The organism is Salmonella sp. NW1250 (genome assembly GCF_051812965.1).
GTDB lineage: Bacteria > Pseudomonadota > Gammaproteobacteria > Enterobacterales > Enterobacteriaceae > Salmonella > Salmonella enterica.
The window spans coordinates 424,655-442,226 of sequence record NZ_JAMNDD010000002.1; the positions used below are offsets into that span (position 1 = coordinate 424,655).

A 17,572-nucleotide genomic window follows, 5' to 3' on the forward strand; every position below is an offset into this window, starting at 1 on the left:
CTACTTATAACGAGTTTAAGATTTTGGGGATCTAGAGGCGGCCCCCCGAAAGTTGATACCGCCTAGTTGGTAACTTCGTCGAATGACTGGGACTCCAACCGTGCCGGCTGAGAGGTCGGATCTACTATTTTCGTGTGTTGGGAAGGGCGTAAGTGAGCTTAACTTCTTGGGTGACAATATCCCTTGGTCCTTTTGACCTGTCGAAGAAAAACCAAATATTGAATTTACGTTCTGTTGGCCAAGTATCATGCATCAGTGAGTCCCATCCCAAGTAGGATGCAACATTGTTTGCGACGGCTAGCTTTGCCTCAGAAGTTGCTTTACCTTGATAAGCGCACATGACCGCACCTAGCAAAAAATCTGCTATCTGAATATGTTCTGACGCCTTTGAGTCTTTACTTACTACGCTTTTGATAATATCTTTGCGCCCAAACCTACGTGCCAAAGTGTGGTTGGTGATTACATGGAATTCCTCATCAGCTTTTTTGTAGCGGGATGGTAATGGATCTACTTCAACACGAAACTCACACTCTCTGTCGGGGTGGGCTTTGATGACATTGCCAATTTTAGTCTCTATTAGCTTGCCAAAATGCTTACGCATTGCAAGATCATAGTCGCCACCGTGGAAAGATTTTTCTACCTTCGACTTTTCCACGACTATGCAATGAAAAGCTAGCCAAGGGTGTTTGAAGAAGGTCTCGATTAAATCCTGATAGAATGCAGCGTTACGCTTGGAATGAGCTTTCTGCCATTTAATTTCATCGCTACAGTTATGTTTCTCACGAAGTTCGCGGACAATACGCGCAAAATCGCCACGCCTCTGGTATTTCATCCATAAGCTACCAAATCCATAAAATCGCTGACCATCTATCCCTGATTCATCGCAGGCGACATGCCAAATCAGCTTTCCAGGATCGTTCGATTCCATGTTTACCCTTCATGAATGGATATTAGACGTAAGGTTATGATTTAACCACATTCTTAACGGGTTGATAAGGATAAGATTTGATTTCCATTGAGGATGGAGCCGTGTTGAAAGTGCTGGTGGGGTTTTGGCTAGCCAGAAACGCAAATCCGCGCACGGGTTTGCATGAGCTCCCGTGGAGTGTTTCATCGTCCTAGCAAGTATTGATCCGGATCGCTACGATTGCTACAGGTGCATGAAATCCACCACATTAAGAGGGCTGACGTGGAAGGAATATGAAAAACAATCTTATCAACGGCTCGGAAATGTCTAGATTATCCGTGGCGATTCAGCCAGCAGGCTTTGCCTGAAGTCTAAATTTATTTGGCTCACTAGTTTGCATAGCGGGCAGCTATGCAAAGCTAGGAGTCTGTTGCTGTTGCGGCTGACTCTATCCTATTTAGGGCTTCAAAAATGAGTTCGTCTAACCGATAAAGGCAATGGCTATAAGGTAGTTCAGTTATTGGGTGAATCCAACCTTGTTGTCTAAGGTAATTGATGGCCGAATTCGTATCTGAGTAGCCCTTGTGGCCCCTTCGTAGCTCATAGACAAAATATTTATAGCGGGGGGCTATGAGGGGCCATGCCAGTATGAAATTTTCAATAAACTTTTCTTGGATTCTCTTGATTTCCTTGCTCTCAATCTCTTGTTTGCGGGCGAGTTCTTTTCTTAATTTCCTCCTTTCTATGAATTTTTCGAGCTTGAGATACATCCAAGCTACTAGTTCAAAGGTTAGAGTTTCCGCAATAAGTGAAAACAAAATCGTTAGAGCAAAATGCGCTGCATAGGAATACCCCGGCAAGTCTTGTTCAGTTAGAGGCGCAATGTCCTTAAGTATTGGGAGTATAAAGCGGATAGAAAGGACAATTGCTACAGAGAGGAATCCATACCTAACAGCCGTCTTTGTCGAAATGGGTAAAGCCAGAATTTTCCACAAACTTTCAGGTGTTGGCATTTTTTATCCCTATCTGGTCACCTGATCTTAGGTGGACGCTAAGTGGACACTGGACATTAAAAAGGGGCTACGTTTTCACGTAACCCCTTGTTTTATTTGGTGGGCTGGCGTCTCTGTGCTTTATTTTACAACGTTATGATTTTTATTGTTATTTTTGTATGATTATTTATTAAGGGTTCAATAAAGGGTCCTAAAAAAGGCGTTATCACAGATTTTACTTATTCCAGAGCTAAAATCTTAGATACTACTGACGTTGAGGAGTTGAACTCACGAAACATAGCCTTTCAGATCCAGAGGCTATTTCCCGTATGCAAGATCTTATCTCTAACTAAGTCTTCTCAAAGTGCTGAACAAGAATTATAAAGGGGGATAATGCGGAATTAAATCCTAAATAACTTAACTCACTGATATATAGCTATTTATTAAAAAATCTTACCTAGACCAGAAAAAGAGCACTTTTTGCAAAAGTCCTCCTAAGCCTATGCTGGCTTGCTTTCAAAACACCTTTCATAAATCTGACTAAAAAAACACCATCTCTTGATCAATTCGTGCTTTTTGATAGTTGATTGCCATAAGCGATCTGAAGATACTGCATCCATCAAAACGACAATGGAGAAATGTATGACAGAAAGAAAAAGATTTATCCGTCTGCCTGAAGTGCTGGAAAGAACCGGATTTTGTAAAGCTTGGATTTATCGATTGATCAGTCGTGGTCAATTCCCTGCACCTATAAAACTAGGTGATCGAGCAATAAGGTTCGTAGAAAGTGAAGTTGATGAGTGGATCGACCAAATGATATACACATCTCGTAATAAAGCAGCATGATAATATTTTTATAAATGAAGTGAGGAGGTTATAAATAATAAATATATAGACCTGTGTTTAAAAATAACGGTCCCTTTAATAATAATACATGAAAGTGTAGGGGGATATTTACTTAAAAAATCAATAAGGAAAAAAAAAGATGAAAAAAGAAAATAAACATGCAAGTCAAACTTCTGCGGATTTAGCTGCATTACTGGAATATTCTCGTTTTACGAAGAGAACTCTAACAAAGCCTTCCAGCGAAGTTTTTGATTTATTTACTGATAAATATTATATGGAAACAGTTTATGATGATATTATTAAAAAAACAAAGAAGAGTATTGATAAAAGCCAACATAAGTACATTGATTTTGAAAAGGTTAGAATAGATATAATGTGCATGCATACGCAGGTTATTATGATTTCCTATATGTAAAATAAAGTAGCTGGATTTTTTTTGTGGAGCGTTTAGGGCCACTTATGGATAATAAGGTCATATCAAACTAAAGGTCAGATGTATATCTGACCTTCAAATATTTATGAACCAAGAATGATTGTGTTAAATATTTTCATATTTCTATTGACTATTGAGATAGAAGATCTATAAAAAATAAAGATACAAAAAAAGCCAGATGATAAATCTGACTTTTTAAGGACTAAAAAAGTCAGCGAAAACTTTTTTAAGTCTTGTAATCAGTTAGAGGATTAACGTGATTACAAATATAATAAAGTATTAAATAATCTTTTCATATTTGTCAAATCTAAATCTGAGCTTTTTACAAGTCTTTTAAATAGCAGTTCCAGAATCTTTAATGTCCTCGAAAGCAATCAAATTTTAAACCTTTGTATCAGGTCTGCATATGTGGAGCAATTGAGCGCGAGTCGCTAATAAGAGATGTCCGTATGTTTTGTTGGTTGTAGGTATAGAAGGGGAAGCGACGTAATACCAACCCGAAGCGAAGTTCTAAACAGATAAGTGAAGTTGTATATGGAATAGCTATGAGAAAGCCCTACCTTTGTTGACAGCATAAATAGGGGATAACAATACATTAATCTGCATGAACGAATCTGGGGGTGTCGTAGGGTGTCCTACATTGGAAACGATGTAGAGCTTTAAGCCAGATCAACTTGGGTGAAGTCATATTTTTCATCTTGGTTTTCGCCAATCTTGATAGATTTTCAACAAAATAAGTTGAAAATTTCAGGAGGCGAAGCCTTGGGTGAAGTCCCATTTTCGGGGGCGAACACAAGGCAGTATATAGCTCTCAGTAAAGCTAAGTTTATTTATAGTAAAGGTGCCTTGTTTTATACGGCACTAATAAAATATAAAGCAGAGCTAGATCAAAAAAACTATAAAACGAGGGCTAATAAAGTAAAAAGGAAAATATATCTAAATAATATAAAAAAAGTCTCGTTCCAGATATCCCACCATAGAACTTTTCCCGCTGTTGTCCGTTCAAGATCCAAATCCTTAACAGAAATAGATCGGTATAAAAGATCAATGTGTTAATATTGATAGGTTTTAACAATCAAAAGGCACTAAATCGATCGTTATTAATTGATTTAAACGATCGGTTATTTGTTTTTGATAGTTTTTATCTATCATTGCTTATTTTTTCGATCGGTACAAACGATATGACTAGACATGAAAATAATTGAATCCTAAGGCGTTTACAGGTCAATCGTAGATCTGTGCTATTGGTGAAGGAAAAGGTATGCGGAAATTTATGTTAGTGGCAGGTCTTGCCGTCCTGCTAGCAGGGTGTGGCGATGATGGCATCTATGGCAACTATGTTAATCAACAGTTCGGCGTCAGGCTTGATATTCAGAAAGATGTGATCAAGTTTCGCGATGGTGTTTTTACCGTTAAAAGCTGGGATGAAAGCAAGAAACCCATCTATATCGCCAAAACGCAAAACAAAAATCTCGGATCTTGGACTTTTAAAATCGAAAAAGTCAAAGATGGAGTTGTTTACCAAGGTGCGGTTTTTAAGAAAGATTAGAGGAGTAGGAAATGGAAAATAATACCATTCAATGCCCATACTGTCTAAAAGAAAGTCAGAAAGGTGTTCACGTATGCACTGGATGTCAAGCAACGGTATTATACGGTGCTCCGCCGGGTTGGTGTGTATTTTTAATAGTATTCAGCACCTTAATATTATCAGTTTTGATCGGTATGAGTTCAGGAATAATGGCTGGTAATATTAGTTTATTTGTCATTGCGATTGTTGGGTTTATTATTAGCAAGTTGGCTTTTTCTGACAGGATTTCTTTCAGAAGGAGAATGTAAAATACGTCTTCCAAGGTGATGGCTCGAAGTGTCGAACCATCACCCATATAAATTTTATTTCCTCCTCTATATCATCAAGCACTAAATCGGAACCCACAAGTGGGACCCCACGATTTAGCCCTTGACGATTCCCCCCCCCCAAAGTTGTCATAAAGACAATATATTATTTACCCTATTTTTATTTGCATTTTATTTATCGTGCAGTGTATTTATTTATGTAGCCGCTATTGACTAGTTTTTTAGAATGGTTATTTATTTAAATATAAGTTGAGTTCAGCTTTTATTTTTTAGCTTTCGGAAACTGAGGCAAGGTGTAATAGCGTATCCGCTATTTACCCAATCCTTCGGATTGCCCTATCTCGCTTTGCTCGTAGGGTTGAAAAAGATCTACCCTTCCGCCTGTTCCCCTTATCAAATGGGAGGCGGTAAATCAAACCCCAAAGATTTACTTTGGATATTATAAATAATATTAGGAGTTATACATATGTCGCACGATTTTAGTATTGAAAGAAAAAAAGATAAAAAAGTAGCTTTCTTTTTTGGTTATGCTGACGCTGTTTTTTATAAAAGTTTTCATTGTGAAGAGTATAATAATCATTTTTCAGGTAGCAATGAAGGTAAAACAATAAGTAAAAAAGGAGCAGAAAGCGCATTAAATAAAATAATAAATAGCGAAGAAATAAAAAACTATCCAGATCCTGAACGTATCAATGACATTAAAGATTTTTATAACAATGTTGTTTTAAAATCAAAAGAAGAAGATAAGTTTTATATTCATTTTAGTTGAGGAGATTAATATATGATTATAGCAATAGCAATGATGCTTCTTTGTATTCTTTTAGGTGCGTTTATGATCCGGAGTTGTATGGGTAAAACAAACACATCATGCGAAGCAAAGCAAGCAATATCAGATGTAAGAAAAATAATAGATAAAAAAGAGCTTATAAAATACAAAAAGAGGCATCAATAATGATTATGGAATATGAAATAAAACTTAATATATTAGCGCGTTTTTTCTATTATATTGAACAAGCTAAAGATATACCTTTTGATTACTCTAGCTATGAGGAACAAAGCTTATGTTATTTTGTTGCCAATAGATACATTAACGAAAATAAAGCTGACGGCTTATACAAGCATTGATAGATACTAATGATGATGATTATATAAAAGCTATAAGTGATTATGTTCAGTATACAGCTTTTAATGAAGTGAGAAAGAAATATGAAGACAGATAGAAAGAGAGGACGTATAGAATTAAATCACGAAGAACGCAGAGATATATCTATACAGTTTAGAGTAAACAAAGCAGAGTTTGGCTATTTAAAAGAGCTTGTTGAAGCATCCGGCCTTGAAAGGGGCCATTACATCCGAAAAGAGATTTTAAACGCTGAACCCATCATTAAGAGAAAGATGCCAGAAGTTAATCAAAAAACATACTTACAGATGTCAGCTCTTGGTAATAACATAAATCAGGCCGTTAAAAAGTTAAATGGTAATGAACATTTTAATAAAAATGATGTTGATAAGATAATGTTTAATATAAAGCAGGTTGGCAGAAGATTGACAGAAATTAATAAAGATCTGGGGTATATATGAAAGGGAATGTGGCTAAAACAGGGAGATCATTTAAAAATAGAGTTGAGTATATATTAAAAGACGATCACAGTTTTATTTGTAGCAATATGTCAGCAGATAAAAATAATGTTAGTGATTTAACTGATGAGTTCAAAGCTGTAAGCAGCTTTAGACACGATATAAAAAAACCAGTGTTTCATGCATTTATATCTCTTCCCAAGAATGAACATTTAACAGATCAGGAATGGGAAGAAATAGCAAAAGACTATTTGAAAGAAATGAATATCGATATAGAAAAACATCAATATATTTGTGTGCGTCATAAAGATACTGATAAAGACCATATCCATATAGTAGCGAATCGTGTCGGCCTTGATGGTTCTGTATGGCACGGTCAGCACTCAGCATTTAATACAATAGCAGCTTGTGAACGTTTAGAAGTAAAGCACGGCTTAACCATTACACAGGGGCTTAAAGGTCAAAAATCAGACGTATCAGCACCAACCAAGAACGAGATCGAGCAAGCTCTCCGTATAGGTGAAAAACCAGCTCGAATCGTGCTACAGAACGCACTACAAGCGGCTTTAGTCGGTAAGCCTGATTTGTCCACGTTCGTAGAACGTCTGCAGGCTGTAGGCATCGAGCCAGCCTTCAACATTGCTTCTACTGGCACCGTCTCTGGGGTGTCATTTGGTATCAAAAATAATGAAAAAAATATTTATTTTAAAGGCTCTCAGTTAGGCAAAAAATTTAGTTGGAACACTATAAAAAATAAGGTGAAATATGACAAAAATAGAGATGATGAACTCGTTAGAAGATTCTCAGCAAGAAAAACAGATGACGAAAATAGTATTAGACGATCACTTATTGAATCAGATTTCAATGACAGTAGAGCCGTTGACGGAATCGATGATGATATTATCCGAATCAGTCAGCACAGCATTAAATCAGACACAACAGACACTTTTCAGAGTGAACAACTCATTAGAAGCAACAACAACAGCTTTAAACTCAGCCAAAAATATAATAGACCAACAAACAAAAATATTGGAAGAGCAACACATAAAGCTGCACAAATACTCAACAGAGTTAAAAAACAATACAATAAAGAACCAATCAAAACTTATAATCAAAATGGCTTCAATATTCGGCGTGGTAAATCTGATAGCGGTTCTATTGGTAGGATACTTGATCATGCGGAAACAGCCAACGCAGCCACAAATAAATTTAGACTCAAGAGCGGTAGCCGTTTCAATAGTAGAGCAACTAAGATCGAAGAGATAAGAGAAATGGTAGGTATAAAAAAAGCTATTGTTCAGCCAAAGAATAATGAAAAAGTTCTTAAAGGAGAAATAAAGAAAAAACCAGCATACATAGTTGGCTATGAAAATAGATTTAAATCTAAATTAAATAAAAAGATTAAAAATGATCTTGCTGAAAAACAAGCTCCGCTAGAAAGAATAGAAGAAAACCTTCCATCAAAAATACGTTTCAAGCGGTAATAGAGGAGGGGGGGGGGGCCTCCTTTTACAACCAGTTATTTTATATACCAATACAGTGTCGTGATATATTTTAATATGCGTATATCTTCTATGAAGATAAGCTGCTTTTTTCTTGGCTTTTAATCTTTTCCCAACGAGCTAAATCCATATCCCAAATAGACAAGTATTCATCAATGTAAAGATCAATAGTGTTTTGGGTTAGATTATCATCCTTTCCCATTAGGCGTAATTTATTTTGTATTTGATATAATTTTAGCAAAGTCCATTTTTGTCGTGCCCATTGTTCTTGATAGGAAAAATGGGATTCAAGGCCAACGGTTAAAGTCAAAAGTGCGCTTGTTATTAGTGAGAGAGTAGAAAGATTTATATGACCGTTGCTTATACCAACCAAGACAGTTGTAAGAGCTGCGAAAGACAAGCTCAGTAGTTTAAGAGCATTCGCTTTTCTTTTGGTAGTTTTTACTTTTTCTTTCATTTTCAATATTTTTTCATCAACTTCATTCAACAAAGCAGTTAAATTTTTATTCATCATTTACCCATAATTAACATGATTTCATTCAAATCATTTTCAGAAAATGGCCATTTATTTCTAAATATCTGTGGTTTTTTATCAACCATAAATAAGCAAAAAATAATGGCAGCACTTTGTTTTATATAGCTTCCTGTTATACAGTCAGAATTGATTTTTTCAGAAAAATATTCTTTATAATCTTGATTGATATCAAAATATGCTTGATATGTTTTGAATAGTGGGTCAGTTAAAGTATCGAAATAAACATTTAAAATATGATAAAGAATTTTATCTTTTGCCTTTTTATTGTAATTTTCATTGATCTGGCAATTCATAGAGATAGAGTGGCTAGCCCATTTTTCTATTTTAGCATTGCTTTTATTGAGTTCATTTTTTGCTAAGAGAAATAACTCATCAGTGGACTCCATTAGCGCTATAGTTCTTGCCATTCTCCGTTTAATATCAGATGATGGCTTGGCTTTACATTTATATACTGAATCATGTGATACTTCAGCATATGCGTGCTGAAGAAGCGTTCTCACTTGGATTTCGCATGGAGTGCCGACTGGTATTAACGTGTTTTCATCTATTGATATAGGTTCTAAATTTTTAACCACATAATGAACAGATTGATAATCGAACAGATATGGTTTATCTTCTTTTTCTTTTATAAAATCTCGGTCATCAGAGTATTCCCATATTGGGCAATCTTCGATTATATCTTTTATTATTGGGATGTCATCTGTCAGAAGAACAACAAATCTTACACCAACTTTATCTGTTATATCTTTGTAAGGGTTATCATAATTTTTTGATCTGTAAAACGCTTTCTCTATAAGTGATGATATATCTTTTAATCTATATGATGGAGTGATTTTTAAAATAGACTCCATATCTTTTTCTGCTAAACAATCGCAGATGTGCTGAAGGACGAGTTCACCCCAAGAGGAATAAATAATCTTCTCTCGGTCAAAAATTTCGATAAACTCGTCTACCTCATTCATACCTTAGTTTCCTATTAAATAACCATTAATTTTCACTATGGTGAACTCATCATTACGCTCGATTATTTTACAAGGACTATCACCATTTATTGAAGGGTAAATTATTTTGACTTCATTGCTAAATTTAAATGTTGAACTTTTTATTTTATTTTTAATCAAAGAATCATCTTTTTTAAATGATGAGATTACCGGGTCTTTTTCTTCACAAAAAGAAATATAATCATCGCGTTTATCAACAGCCATGTATTTCTCTGAAAAATCATTTGTTCCAATAATCTCTGATTGTTCTGTTTTAAGGTATATTCTTAGTGCGCTTGAAAGATCGATTCTTTCTTCAATTGATTCACTATTTTCATTAATATAATTTTCTGTAATTTCATAAAAACTTCTGGTTAATCGGCTAGAATCTGCTGAAATAGAAAGGCCTAAAAACCCTTTGTAAAAATAAGCCGCAGCACCTGAATCGTCTTTTGATGTAAGATTATTATCGAATAAGTAAACTTCATACGAATTTTTATTTATCGTAGGTAATCGAGTTATTTCAGAAAAGAAAGCGACTTTATAAAGTTTTTGTTCAGGTGTTAAGATTAAGTTATTTAAATAGTCGATTGTGGCAACATTATCTTTTAACGTAGAAGTGAACCCTTCATGCAGTTCAGCTTTGATTATTGCGACAGCTCTTGTTTTTTTTGTAATCCCGTATGAGCACCTGACTACGACGAGAACACCTTCAGGATGCTTTTTGCTGGTTTGTGCCTTACCTAACTTGTCGGCTATATCTTTGCTTTTCGATACAAAAACTTCCTCGCCAGCATTGTGCAAGGCATGAATTTTATCAAGTGGCTCATCTTCAACGATGTCCGTCTCAATACATTTTGAACCCCTAGACAAAACTTTGGTCAGTCGTTGCTCAAGTGTCAGTTTTGCCTTTCCTGACAAAGGGATAATGTTATTTGAATGTTCAACAGCAAAATGGGACTGCTGACCGGGTAGATAGATCCTATGGATGATCAAATCGGTTATGTTTAGGTTTATTAAATTCAGTGGACTTTTTATCACTGTTTTATCCTTATCAATCACATGGTTAGCTGTAGGGAGAAACACTCGCGCTTACATAATACCATATTCAATCAATAACATAGGAATGCTCCCGAAATCATAACCGTTTTTCGAAAGGTGCTGGCCCATAGAACAAATCATTGTGATACAGTATACAAAAGTAACTGTTTATTTATACAGTGTTATGGGTGCGGAGGCAATAACAACCAAGCTTCTTAGCTTTTTTCGGATGTTATGCTCAGTGCGACAGATCTGTTTTGAACTGCTAGAAGATGTCCCTCTTTCACGCAGCAATTGCCTTATATTTCTGCGCCTGAACGTAATCTCCCCACCACTGCATCAGCTCTGTTCTTTCAGCAAGATACTCAGCACGATTGTAAGCGGCTATGATTTCATTGTTCTTAGTATGAGCTAAGGCTGATTCAAGCACCTCGGTCCTGAATTTACCACTTTCTTCAGCGGCCGTTCTTGCTATAGAGCGCATTCCGTGAGCAACCAGTTCACCACCGAATCCCATACGGATAATTGCAGCATTGGCTGTTTGTTCATGCATGTGGTTAAGGGGGGCCTAAATACTTGGGAAAACCCACTCTCTATGACCACTGATCGGTTTAATTGACTCAAGGATGCGCATAGCTTCTTTGCTCAGCGGAATCTTGTGAGGGCGCTTCATCTTCATAAACTCACCGGGGATATTCCAGAACCGATTTTCTTCGTCTATATCACTCCAACGAGCACGGACAGCTTCTCCCGGACGAACCCACGTAAGGAGCTGCCACTCAATTAGAAGACGTGTTTCGAGCCGTATGGAAGCGTTAGATATGGCGAGCATGAACCGGGGGAGTTCATTCGGTGGTAAAGCAGGCATGTTTTGCTTCTTGGGCTTACTGAATCGCTGACCGAGGTTATCAGCAGGATTAAACTCAATAAGTTCTTCTGTCGCAGCCCAACGGAAAATTTCATTTAGACGTGAAATGATACGGCGTAGGGTTTCCAATACGCCTCGTTGTTCTATGGGGTCAAGGTGTTGTTTTAAGAGCTTGGGACGGATCTCTTTGATAGGAACGTTGCCTAAACCGGGGAAAATATTTCGTTCAAGGCTTCGCCAGATGTCTTCTGCGTGGTCTGGAGAGATACCAGAGGTCTTAACCTTTTCATCTAACCATTTTCTAGCAACCGCTTGTAGCGTGTGCTCAGTGGCATCCTTAAGGGCATTGGCTTTATCGTTGTTGTGAATCTGCGGATCGATACCATTTGCAAGCAACGACAAGTATTCATCACGTAAAGCTCGAGCTTTGGCAAGTGTGAGATGAGGATAGGTTCCTAAGCTCATCTTTGTTCGCTTCTTACTTACTGGCACTGCATACCTGAAATACCAATTTTTCTTACCACCCTTTGATAGGGGAGCGATTCGTAGTATCAGGCCATCACCGTCAAAAAGGTTGATTTCCTTTTCTGCTGGCTTGGTATTTTTGATTTCAGTGTCAGTGAGTTTCTTAGCGATTTTTGCCATTTTTAGGACCCTCGATTTTGGGACCCTTTGCGTTGGGTCCCAAAAAGGGTGCCATAAGGAGTAGCTTCTAGCAAATTTCAGTAGACTTCTGTAGACGTAAAAAAGCCCGCAAGGCTGGTTCCATGCGGGCTTAGTAGACTTCAGTATACTTCAAACAACTAAAAAGTGGTGGAGCTGGCGGGAGTTGAACCCGCGTCCGAAATTCCTACATCCTCGGTACTACATGCTTAGTCAGTCTTTACATTCGCCTGGCACCTGCGGACGGACACGCCACTACCAGACTAGCCTGATTCGTTTTAACGCTTCAACCCCAGGCAGGGCATCCACGCGATCTCTTTTGGGTTTGACCTCTCTTGATCCCCGTCCTAAGAGCGGAGGCTAGGGAGAGAGGGCTCTAAGCAGGTTATTAAGCTGCTAAAGCGTAGTTTTCGTCGTTTGCGACTATTTTTTTGCGGCTTTTTACGAGGCCAACCGCCCCTCGGCATGCACCTTGGGTTTCGCAAATCCCGTCGAATCCAGAATCAGCCCCAATGTGTAAGGTAAGTATAACAGACTTGTGACACGCGTGACCAGCCCCCGTATCTTCTTATCTTCAACGATTTACCGCTCGCGCAGCGCTTCTTTCGCGCGATTAAACGGTTTGATTAAATAGTCGACAATGGTTTTTTCACCGGTTTTGATATCCACCGTGGCGATCATGCCTGGAACAATCGAAAAACGGCGTCCTGATTTATTTTGTAGATAGTCCTGGTGGGTGCGGATAAACACGCGATAGTAGAAAATTTCCGGTTTCACTTTATCCTGAATGGTGTCCGGTGAAATGGTCTCCACCACGCCGTCAAGCCCGCCGTAAATGGCGTAATCGTAAGCAGTAATTTTAACCAATGCGCGTTGGCCGGGATGAATAAAGGCGATATCACGCGGCGAAAGGCGGGTTTCAATCAGCAGACGATCGTCTACCGGCACTATCTCCATCATCTCGCCGTTAGGCGGGATCACGCCGCCAATCGTCGTGACCTGGATATTTTTAACAATGCCGCGTACCGGCGAACGCACGGTGAGGCGGGTGACGGAATCCTCGCGTCCTTTTAAAATGGCGGAGAGCATATCGACCTCAGCGTTCGCTTTCGATAACGCTTCGCGTGCCTGCACATAATATTGTGAGCGCAGATCGGTAATTTTTAAGCCTAAATCGCTTTTTTGTCGTTGCAGGCGTAGCACTTCAACATGACTGGCCGCGCCGCTTTTCTCCAGCCGCTGGGTAATGGTCAGCTCTTTATTAACCGACGCCAGCGCATCCCGTAGCTCGGCTTCGGTATCGGCCAGCTGCGCGCGGCGGCTTTTATAGAGACGCGTCTCTGCGGCAATCAGATCCGGCCAGCCGTTCAGCTCAGCGGGGAAGGCGAGAGGTAAGTCGCTGACTTCCGCAGTTAACCGTGCGCTGGAGGCGAGTGAAGCGCGATATTTTGCCGCACTTTCACCCACACTGGACGCCAGACGCGTCGGATCAAGCCGGGCGACAATCTGGTTAGCCTGAACTCTGTCGCCTTCCCGCACCGTCAACTGCGCCAGAATGCCGCCATCCAGCGACTGCAGAACCTGTTCGCGTGAACTGGGGATCACTTTCCCGTTGCCGGTGGAAACCTCATCCAGCCGGCCAAACCACGCCCAGATGCCGAGAATGAGAAATAACAGTGAGCAGATCAGAACAATACGACCCGCGCCGGAAAACGCCCGTTCACGCTGAATATCGGGATCGTCCATCGCGGCATCATGCTGATTGATTTTCATTTTTCCACTCCCGACGGTGACTTTGCATCCGATCCGCGTTAAGCGCCTGCGCTTTTGGCGCATCCATCACCAGTTGTCCTTCTTTCAGGACAATGACACGCTCAACCAGCTCCAGTATTGGTACCCGGTGCGTCGCGACGACCAGGGTACGGTTGCCAAGCCACTGATGTAACCGCTGAATAAACTCTCGCTCCGTATGCTCGTCCAGCGAGGCGCTGGGTTCGTCAAGTAGCACAATATTGGGGGAGCGCAGCAGCATTCTCGCCAGCAACAGGGACTGACGCTGCCCACCGGACAGGCCGTTACCACCCTCCATAATGGGATGATCCAACCCTTTTGCCAGCCGCCTGACGAAGACGGCGCCGCCGCTGACTTCGAGCGCGTCAAAAATCTGTTCATCGTTGGCGTGCGGCGCGCCGAGCGTCAGGTTCTCTCGTAGGGTGCCGAAGAAAAGCCGCGCGTTCTGGCTAAGAAAGCCGATGTTGCGGCGTAAATCCGCCATATCGATGTGCGACAAGCTGAGATTATCAAGCCGGGCATCTCCCTGAATCATCTCCAGGCCGCCCGCCATCGCCTGTAAAAGTGTGGATTTACCCGCGCCGTTACGCCCCAGTATCGCAATCCGCTCGCCTGGCATGATCTCCAGACGCACGAGGCGCAGCGGTATGCGTTGATCGTCGTTATGGTAACGAAACTGAGCGTTTTCAAAGAGGTAATGCCCGTGGAGGATGTCGCGGTGTATCAGGCTATCGTCATGCTGTGTCTCGGTGGGCAGTTGCATAATGTTGTCGAGACCCATCTTCGCCGCTTTCACCTGCTGCCAGCGCGCCAGCACGCCGCACAGGTTAGCCATTGGCGCGATCATCCGCGAGCCGAGCATCGACGCGGCGACCACGGCGCCGGTAGTCATACTGCCTTCAATAACCATCGGCGCGCCGAACATAATCACTGCGGCATACACCAGACTTTGTACCGACATCCCCCAACTGATAAGCCCTTGCGTGAGTTTGCGGGTGCGTAGACCCGACTCGCCGGTAATACGGATATAGCTATTCCATTGCTGAAGAAAGCGGTTCTCCGCCTGCATCAGTTTAATATCTTCCAGCCCCTGAACGCTTTCGACCAAGACTGCATTGCGTAGCGTCGCTTCGTGGGCGGCCTGGTTGGCGAGGACAGCCAGTTTTTTTTGCAGTGCCACGCCCGGCAGGATCATCAGCAGAGCCGCCACGGGCGCTATCCATGCCAGCGGTGGGGCAATAATCGACAGGACTATCATAAACAGGAAAAAGAAAGGCAGATCGACAATGGTCGCCAGCGTTGAAGAGGTAATCATCTCGCGGATCTGCTCCAGTTCACGTAACTGCGAGATAAAACTGCCGGTGGAACGGGGAATAGCGCTGTTGCGCAGCCTTAACGCATGACCGAATACCCGATCGGAAATGCGCATATCGGCGCGTTTACCGAGCACGTCCATAATGTGCGTACGCGCTTCACGCAGCAGAAAACCGAACAGCACCGCTACCAGCACGCCGAAGGAGAGAACGTACAGGGTAGGATATGACTGAGCGGGGATCACCCGATCGTAAACCTGCATAGAGAACACAATCCCGGCCAGCGACAGCACGTTAATCAGAAAGGCGGCGACCATTACCGGTAAATAAGGGCGAATATCCTGCAGAACCAGCTCGCGCATCCAGTCGGGTTTAAAGCGGGAGATATAGCGATCGACGCGGCTATCCTTGAGCGCCGATAGCGGGCGTAGCGCGGCAACATAGAGGATCTCCGGCAATAACTCGCTGAGCGTCAGGCGGTTACGCTGACCCTCTTCTTCAATCACAAAAACGTCTACCGCATCTTCGTCATTAACATGTTCGATGACCAATAACTGCCCGTCCCGGAGCTCGACAACCAACGGCAATCGCCACTGACTAAATGCCGTTTTGTCTATGTCCGGCGCATGAAAGGATAAACCCGCCTGCCGCGCGAGCTGCGTTAAGGCGGTCGTTCTGCTTTTACCCCTAAACCACGGGGCGTTGGCCTGAATTGAACCGGGAGAGCAGGCAACGCGATAATGACCGGCGACATGGCTGATGGCCTGCGCCCATTGGCTTAGCGCGCGCTCACTGAGTACCTCTTCTACATCGGGGGCGGCGCGGGTCATGGCTGGATCTCCACGGATTGAATGCTGCGATGATTTAACGCGAACGCCTGACGAAGCGCGCCGGTGTTATACAGACAGTTCAGTTGCAACTGATGCAACTGGCTTTTCGTTTGCAGTTCGGCAAAACGCGCCTGGTAAACTTCCTGCTCCGCATTAAGCACGTCGAGCAGCGGGCGGGAACCGAGGTCAAGGTATTGCTGCTGATACAGTTCGCGCGTGCGTTCGCTAAGCTGCTGTTGCCGACGAAGGATTTGTAACGCGCTGGCAAGACTCATTGCCTGGCTGCGCGCCTCCATCAGTTTCTGGCGGACATCAAGCCGGGTGCGCTGAATGGTCGACTGAGCCGCGTCTACCGCATGGCTGGCGGCGTTGCGTCGGGCGGTCAGCCCTCCGCCCTGGTAAAGCGGCATCTCAACTTTCACCCAGGTGGAATACTGGGTTTTATCCAGCACTTCATGACTGGGATATTTATCATTAAGATAATGTTGTACAGAAGGTTCGAGCGAAATCGTCGGCGTCATTTGCGCGCTGGCATAGTCCAGATTCGCCCGCGCAACGTTGGCCTGCGCCCAGGCGGCCAGTACTGCGGGCACCAGTCGATCGTCGGGAGTCGCCGTCTCACAGCTGCGAGCAAATTTCGCCGGGAAGTCATTATTGATGCCGTTAAGCGAATTCCAGCCCAGCCAGCTCATCAGTGAGGCTTTCGCACTATCGAGATTGGCCTGATACTGCGCCAGTTGCGAGCGGGCGGATTCGATTCTGGCTTCGGTTTGCACCACGTCAGAGAGCGACGTAGCGCCTTCATCGCTGCGCTGCCGGATAAGTTTACCGATGCCGTCCAGCGCGACGAGCTGTTCTTCCGCCGCGTCTACCATTTGCTGCCAGCTCTGCGTTTGTACAATGGCGTTGGCGGTTTCGTGCGCGACGGTATCAATACTGAGCAACACATTGGCCTGTTGCTGCGCTGCGCCTGCGGTTTCGGCGCGAACCTGGCTTGCCACTTTGCCGAAGTCATAAAGCATTTGCGATACCGACAGCACCAGCGAGGGGCTATACCCGTGATCGGTGTAGGTATTGCTGTACCCATTGTTCACGCCAGCGCTGACTTGCGGATAATATTTCGATTTGGCGACCTCTATTTGTTCATTCTGTGCGAGCAGTTTGCCGACGGCTTCGCGAATAGAAGGATGCCAGTTAACGGCGCGATTGACCGCGTCATTGAGCGTCAGGTTGCCCGGCGCGGCGGCGCTGAGCGGCAACTCAGCGGCGGAGCCATCCAGCGAAGGAAGCATCTGGTCCGTTGCTAATCCTTCGGATGTAATCATTGGCGGCGCTTCTGCGCCCCGGGGCTGGTGATGAAACAAAGCAAATGCCAGTACGATGGCGACAGGCGCGACTCTTCCCATAGTTTATCCCTTTTAAATATCACCGCTTGTTGC

At 42.4% G+C, this 17,572-nt stretch carries 19 protein-coding genes, 1 other RNA gene and 1 pseudogene; 9 read left to right on the forward strand and 12 right to left on the reverse strand.

Annotated elements, in window-relative coordinates:
* Positions 1–124 precede the first annotated feature (124 nt).
* Together NBA72_RS05295 and NBA72_RS05300 are read right to left on the reverse strand one after the other, a co-directional pair.
* A complete protein-coding gene (locus tag NBA72_RS05295) occupies positions 125–928 on the reverse strand; it encodes a DUF3800 domain-containing protein (protein WP_000445376.1) in 804 nt (267 codons plus the stop codon).
* 398 nt (positions 929–1,326) lie between these two features.
* Positions 1,327–1,920, reverse strand: coding sequence for a hypothetical protein (locus NBA72_RS05300; protein WP_042948910.1), 594 nt, complete (start codon positions 1,918–1,920; stop codon positions 1,327–1,329).
* Between the two features lie 621 nt (positions 1,921–2,541).
* On the opposite strand from NBA72_RS05300, the gene NBA72_RS05305 reads away from it, so the two are divergent.
* The 9 genes from NBA72_RS05305 (at position 2,542) to NBA72_RS05345 (ending at position 8,094) form a co-directional block, all read left to right on the forward strand.
* On the forward strand, positions 2,542–2,745 hold the full coding sequence (locus NBA72_RS05305; protein ID WP_042948911.1) for a helix-turn-helix transcriptional regulator: 204 nt from the start codon (positions 2,542–2,544) through the stop codon (positions 2,743–2,745).
* Positions 2,746–2,884: 139 nt separating this feature from the next.
* Positions 2,885–3,160 carry a hypothetical protein gene (locus NBA72_RS05310; RefSeq protein ID WP_042948912.1) on the forward strand — a complete coding sequence of 92 codons (276 nt, stop codon included), beginning with the start codon at positions 2,885–2,887 and terminating at the stop codon, positions 3,158–3,160.
* A 1,279-nt stretch (positions 3,161–4,439) separates the two neighbouring features.
* Positions 4,440–4,727: a hypothetical protein gene (locus NBA72_RS05315; protein WP_020231154.1), complete on the forward strand. Its 288-nt coding sequence runs from the start codon at positions 4,440–4,442 to the stop codon at positions 4,725–4,727.
* A gap of 11 nt (positions 4,728–4,738) precedes the next feature.
* Positions 4,739–5,014 carry a hypothetical protein gene (locus NBA72_RS05320; RefSeq protein ID WP_071883304.1) on the forward strand — a complete coding sequence of 92 codons (276 nt, stop codon included), beginning with the start codon at positions 4,739–4,741 and terminating at the stop codon, positions 5,012–5,014.
* 484 nt (positions 5,015–5,498) lie between these two features.
* Positions 5,499–5,801: a hypothetical protein gene (locus tag NBA72_RS05325; protein ID WP_042948914.1), complete on the forward strand. Its 303-nt coding sequence runs from the start codon at positions 5,499–5,501 to the stop codon at positions 5,799–5,801.
* A 12-nt stretch (positions 5,802–5,813) separates the two neighbouring features.
* The gene (locus tag NBA72_RS05330) at positions 5,814–5,984 is read left to right on the forward strand and encodes a hypothetical protein (RefSeq protein WP_170318142.1); all 171 of its coding nucleotides are present in this window, start codon (positions 5,814–5,816) and stop codon (positions 5,982–5,984) included.
* Complete coding sequence (locus NBA72_RS05335; RefSeq protein WP_242409715.1) at positions 5,984–6,157, forward strand: hypothetical protein; 174 nt, start codon at positions 5,984–5,986, stop codon at positions 6,155–6,157. Before NBA72_RS05330 ends, NBA72_RS05335 begins: the two co-directional genes overlap by 1 nt.
* Positions 6,158–6,238: 81 nt before the next feature.
* Positions 6,239–6,613 (forward strand): plasmid mobilization protein, encoded by a 375-nt coding sequence (locus NBA72_RS05340; RefSeq protein WP_042948916.1) that lies wholly within the window; start codon positions 6,239–6,241, stop codon positions 6,611–6,613.
* Positions 6,610–8,094, forward strand: coding sequence for a relaxase/mobilization nuclease domain-containing protein (locus tag NBA72_RS05345; RefSeq protein ID WP_042948917.1), 1,485 nt, complete (start codon positions 6,610–6,612; stop codon positions 8,092–8,094). Before NBA72_RS05340 ends, NBA72_RS05345 begins: the two co-directional genes overlap by 4 nt.
* 88 nt (positions 8,095–8,182) lie before the next feature.
* Here NBA72_RS05345 and NBA72_RS05350 read toward each other — a convergent pair whose 3' ends face one another.
* The 10 genes and pseudogenes from NBA72_RS05350 to NBA72_RS05395 form a co-directional block, all read right to left on the reverse strand.
* Positions 8,183–8,626, reverse strand: a complete 444-nt coding sequence (locus NBA72_RS05350; RefSeq protein ID WP_233616985.1) for an SLATT domain-containing protein — start codon at positions 8,624–8,626, stop codon at positions 8,183–8,185.
* Positions 8,623–9,609 (reverse strand): GTP pyrophosphokinase, encoded by a 987-nt coding sequence (locus NBA72_RS05355; RefSeq protein ID WP_042948919.1) that lies wholly within the window; start codon positions 9,607–9,609, stop codon positions 8,623–8,625. Before NBA72_RS05355 ends, NBA72_RS05350 begins: the two co-directional genes overlap by 4 nt.
* 3 nt (positions 9,610–9,612) lie before the next feature.
* Positions 9,613–10,668 (reverse strand): nucleoid-associated protein, encoded by a 1,056-nt coding sequence (locus NBA72_RS05360; RefSeq protein WP_439004986.1) that lies wholly within the window; start codon positions 10,666–10,668, stop codon positions 9,613–9,615.
* 283 nt (positions 10,669–10,951) lie between these two features.
* Positions 10,952–11,221: a hypothetical protein gene (locus NBA72_RS05365; protein ID WP_233210368.1), complete on the reverse strand. Its 270-nt coding sequence runs from the start codon at positions 11,219–11,221 to the stop codon at positions 10,952–10,954.
* 15 nt (positions 11,222–11,236) lie between these two features.
* On the reverse strand, positions 11,237–11,536 hold the full coding sequence (locus NBA72_RS05370) for a tyrosine-type recombinase/integrase (RefSeq protein ID WP_272695840.1): 300 nt from the start codon (positions 11,534–11,536) through the stop codon (positions 11,237–11,239).
* A 45-nt stretch (positions 11,537–11,581) separates the two neighbouring features.
* Positions 11,582–12,181: pseudogene (locus tag NBA72_RS05375) on the reverse strand (integrase arm-type DNA-binding domain-containing protein); the annotation flags it as partial.
* A 166-nt stretch (positions 12,182–12,347) separates the two neighbouring features.
* Positions 12,348–12,710: a transfer-messenger RNA gene (ssrA, locus tag NBA72_RS05380) on the reverse strand.
* Positions 12,711–12,781: 71 nt separating this feature from the next.
* Positions 12,782–13,945, reverse strand: a complete 1,164-nt coding sequence (locus tag NBA72_RS05385; protein WP_072101394.1) for an HlyD family type I secretion periplasmic adaptor subunit — start codon at positions 13,943–13,945, stop codon at positions 12,782–12,784.
* A 7-nt stretch (positions 13,946–13,952) separates the two neighbouring features.
* Positions 13,953–16,133, reverse strand: a complete 2,181-nt coding sequence (locus NBA72_RS05390; RefSeq protein ID WP_042948921.1) for a type I secretion system permease/ATPase — start codon at positions 16,131–16,133, stop codon at positions 13,953–13,955.
* Entirely contained in the window at positions 16,130–17,539 is a 1,410-nt protein-coding gene (locus NBA72_RS05395; RefSeq protein WP_042948922.1) for a TolC family outer membrane protein, read from the reverse strand. Before NBA72_RS05395 ends, NBA72_RS05390 begins: the two co-directional genes overlap by 4 nt.
* Between the last annotated feature and the right edge of the window lie 33 nt (positions 17,540–17,572).

What these genes read in the sequence shown, in the direction of transcription:
- NBA72_RS05295 (WP_000445376.1), bottom strand. Translation starts at nt 928, where the DNA reads ATGGAATCGAACGATCCTGGAAAGCTGATTTGGCATGTCGCCTGCGAT.
- NBA72_RS05300 (WP_042948910.1), bottom strand. Translation starts at nt 1,920, where the DNA reads ATGCCAACACCTGAAAGTTTGTGGAAAATTCTGGCTTTACCCATTTCG.
- NBA72_RS05305 (WP_042948911.1), top strand. Translation starts at nt 2,542, where the DNA reads ATGACAGAAAGAAAAAGATTTATCCGTCTGCCTGAAGTGCTGGAAAGA.
- NBA72_RS05310 (WP_042948912.1), top strand. Translation starts at nt 2,885, where the DNA reads ATGAAAAAAGAAAATAAACATGCAAGTCAAACTTCTGCGGATTTAGCT.
- NBA72_RS05315 (WP_020231154.1), top strand. Translation starts at nt 4,440, where the DNA reads ATGCGGAAATTTATGTTAGTGGCAGGTCTTGCCGTCCTGCTAGCAGGG.
- NBA72_RS05320 (WP_071883304.1), top strand. Translation starts at nt 4,739, where the DNA reads ATGGAAAATAATACCATTCAATGCCCATACTGTCTAAAAGAAAGTCAG.
- NBA72_RS05325 (WP_042948914.1), top strand. Translation starts at nt 5,499, where the DNA reads ATGTCGCACGATTTTAGTATTGAAAGAAAAAAAGATAAAAAAGTAGCT.
- NBA72_RS05330 (WP_170318142.1), top strand. Translation starts at nt 5,814, where the DNA reads ATGATTATAGCAATAGCAATGATGCTTCTTTGTATTCTTTTAGGTGCG.
- NBA72_RS05335 (WP_242409715.1), top strand. Translation starts at nt 5,984, where the DNA reads ATGATTATGGAATATGAAATAAAACTTAATATATTAGCGCGTTTTTTC.
- NBA72_RS05340 (WP_042948916.1), top strand. Translation starts at nt 6,239, where the DNA reads ATGAAGACAGATAGAAAGAGAGGACGTATAGAATTAAATCACGAAGAA.
- NBA72_RS05345 (WP_042948917.1), top strand. Translation starts at nt 6,610, where the DNA reads ATGAAAGGGAATGTGGCTAAAACAGGGAGATCATTTAAAAATAGAGTT.
- NBA72_RS05350 (WP_233616985.1), bottom strand. Translation starts at nt 8,626, where the DNA reads ATGATGAATAAAAATTTAACTGCTTTGTTGAATGAAGTTGATGAAAAA.
- NBA72_RS05355 (WP_042948919.1), bottom strand. Translation starts at nt 9,609, where the DNA reads ATGAATGAGGTAGACGAGTTTATCGAAATTTTTGACCGAGAGAAGATT.
- NBA72_RS05365 (WP_233210368.1), bottom strand. Translation starts at nt 11,221, where the DNA reads ATGCATGAACAAACAGCCAATGCTGCAATTATCCGTATGGGATTCGGT.
- NBA72_RS05370 (WP_272695840.1), bottom strand. Translation starts at nt 11,536, where the DNA reads ATGCCTGCTTTACCACCGAATGAACTCCCCCGGTTCATGCTCGCCATA.
- NBA72_RS05385 (WP_072101394.1), bottom strand. Translation starts at nt 13,945, where the DNA reads ATGGACGATCCCGATATTCAGCGTGAACGGGCGTTTTCCGGCGCGGGT.
- NBA72_RS05390 (WP_042948921.1), bottom strand. Translation starts at nt 16,133, where the DNA reads ATGACCCGCGCCGCCCCCGATGTAGAAGAGGTACTCAGTGAGCGCGCG.
- NBA72_RS05395 (WP_042948922.1), bottom strand. Translation starts at nt 17,539, where the DNA reads ATGGGAAGAGTCGCGCCTGTCGCCATCGTACTGGCATTTGCTTTGTTT.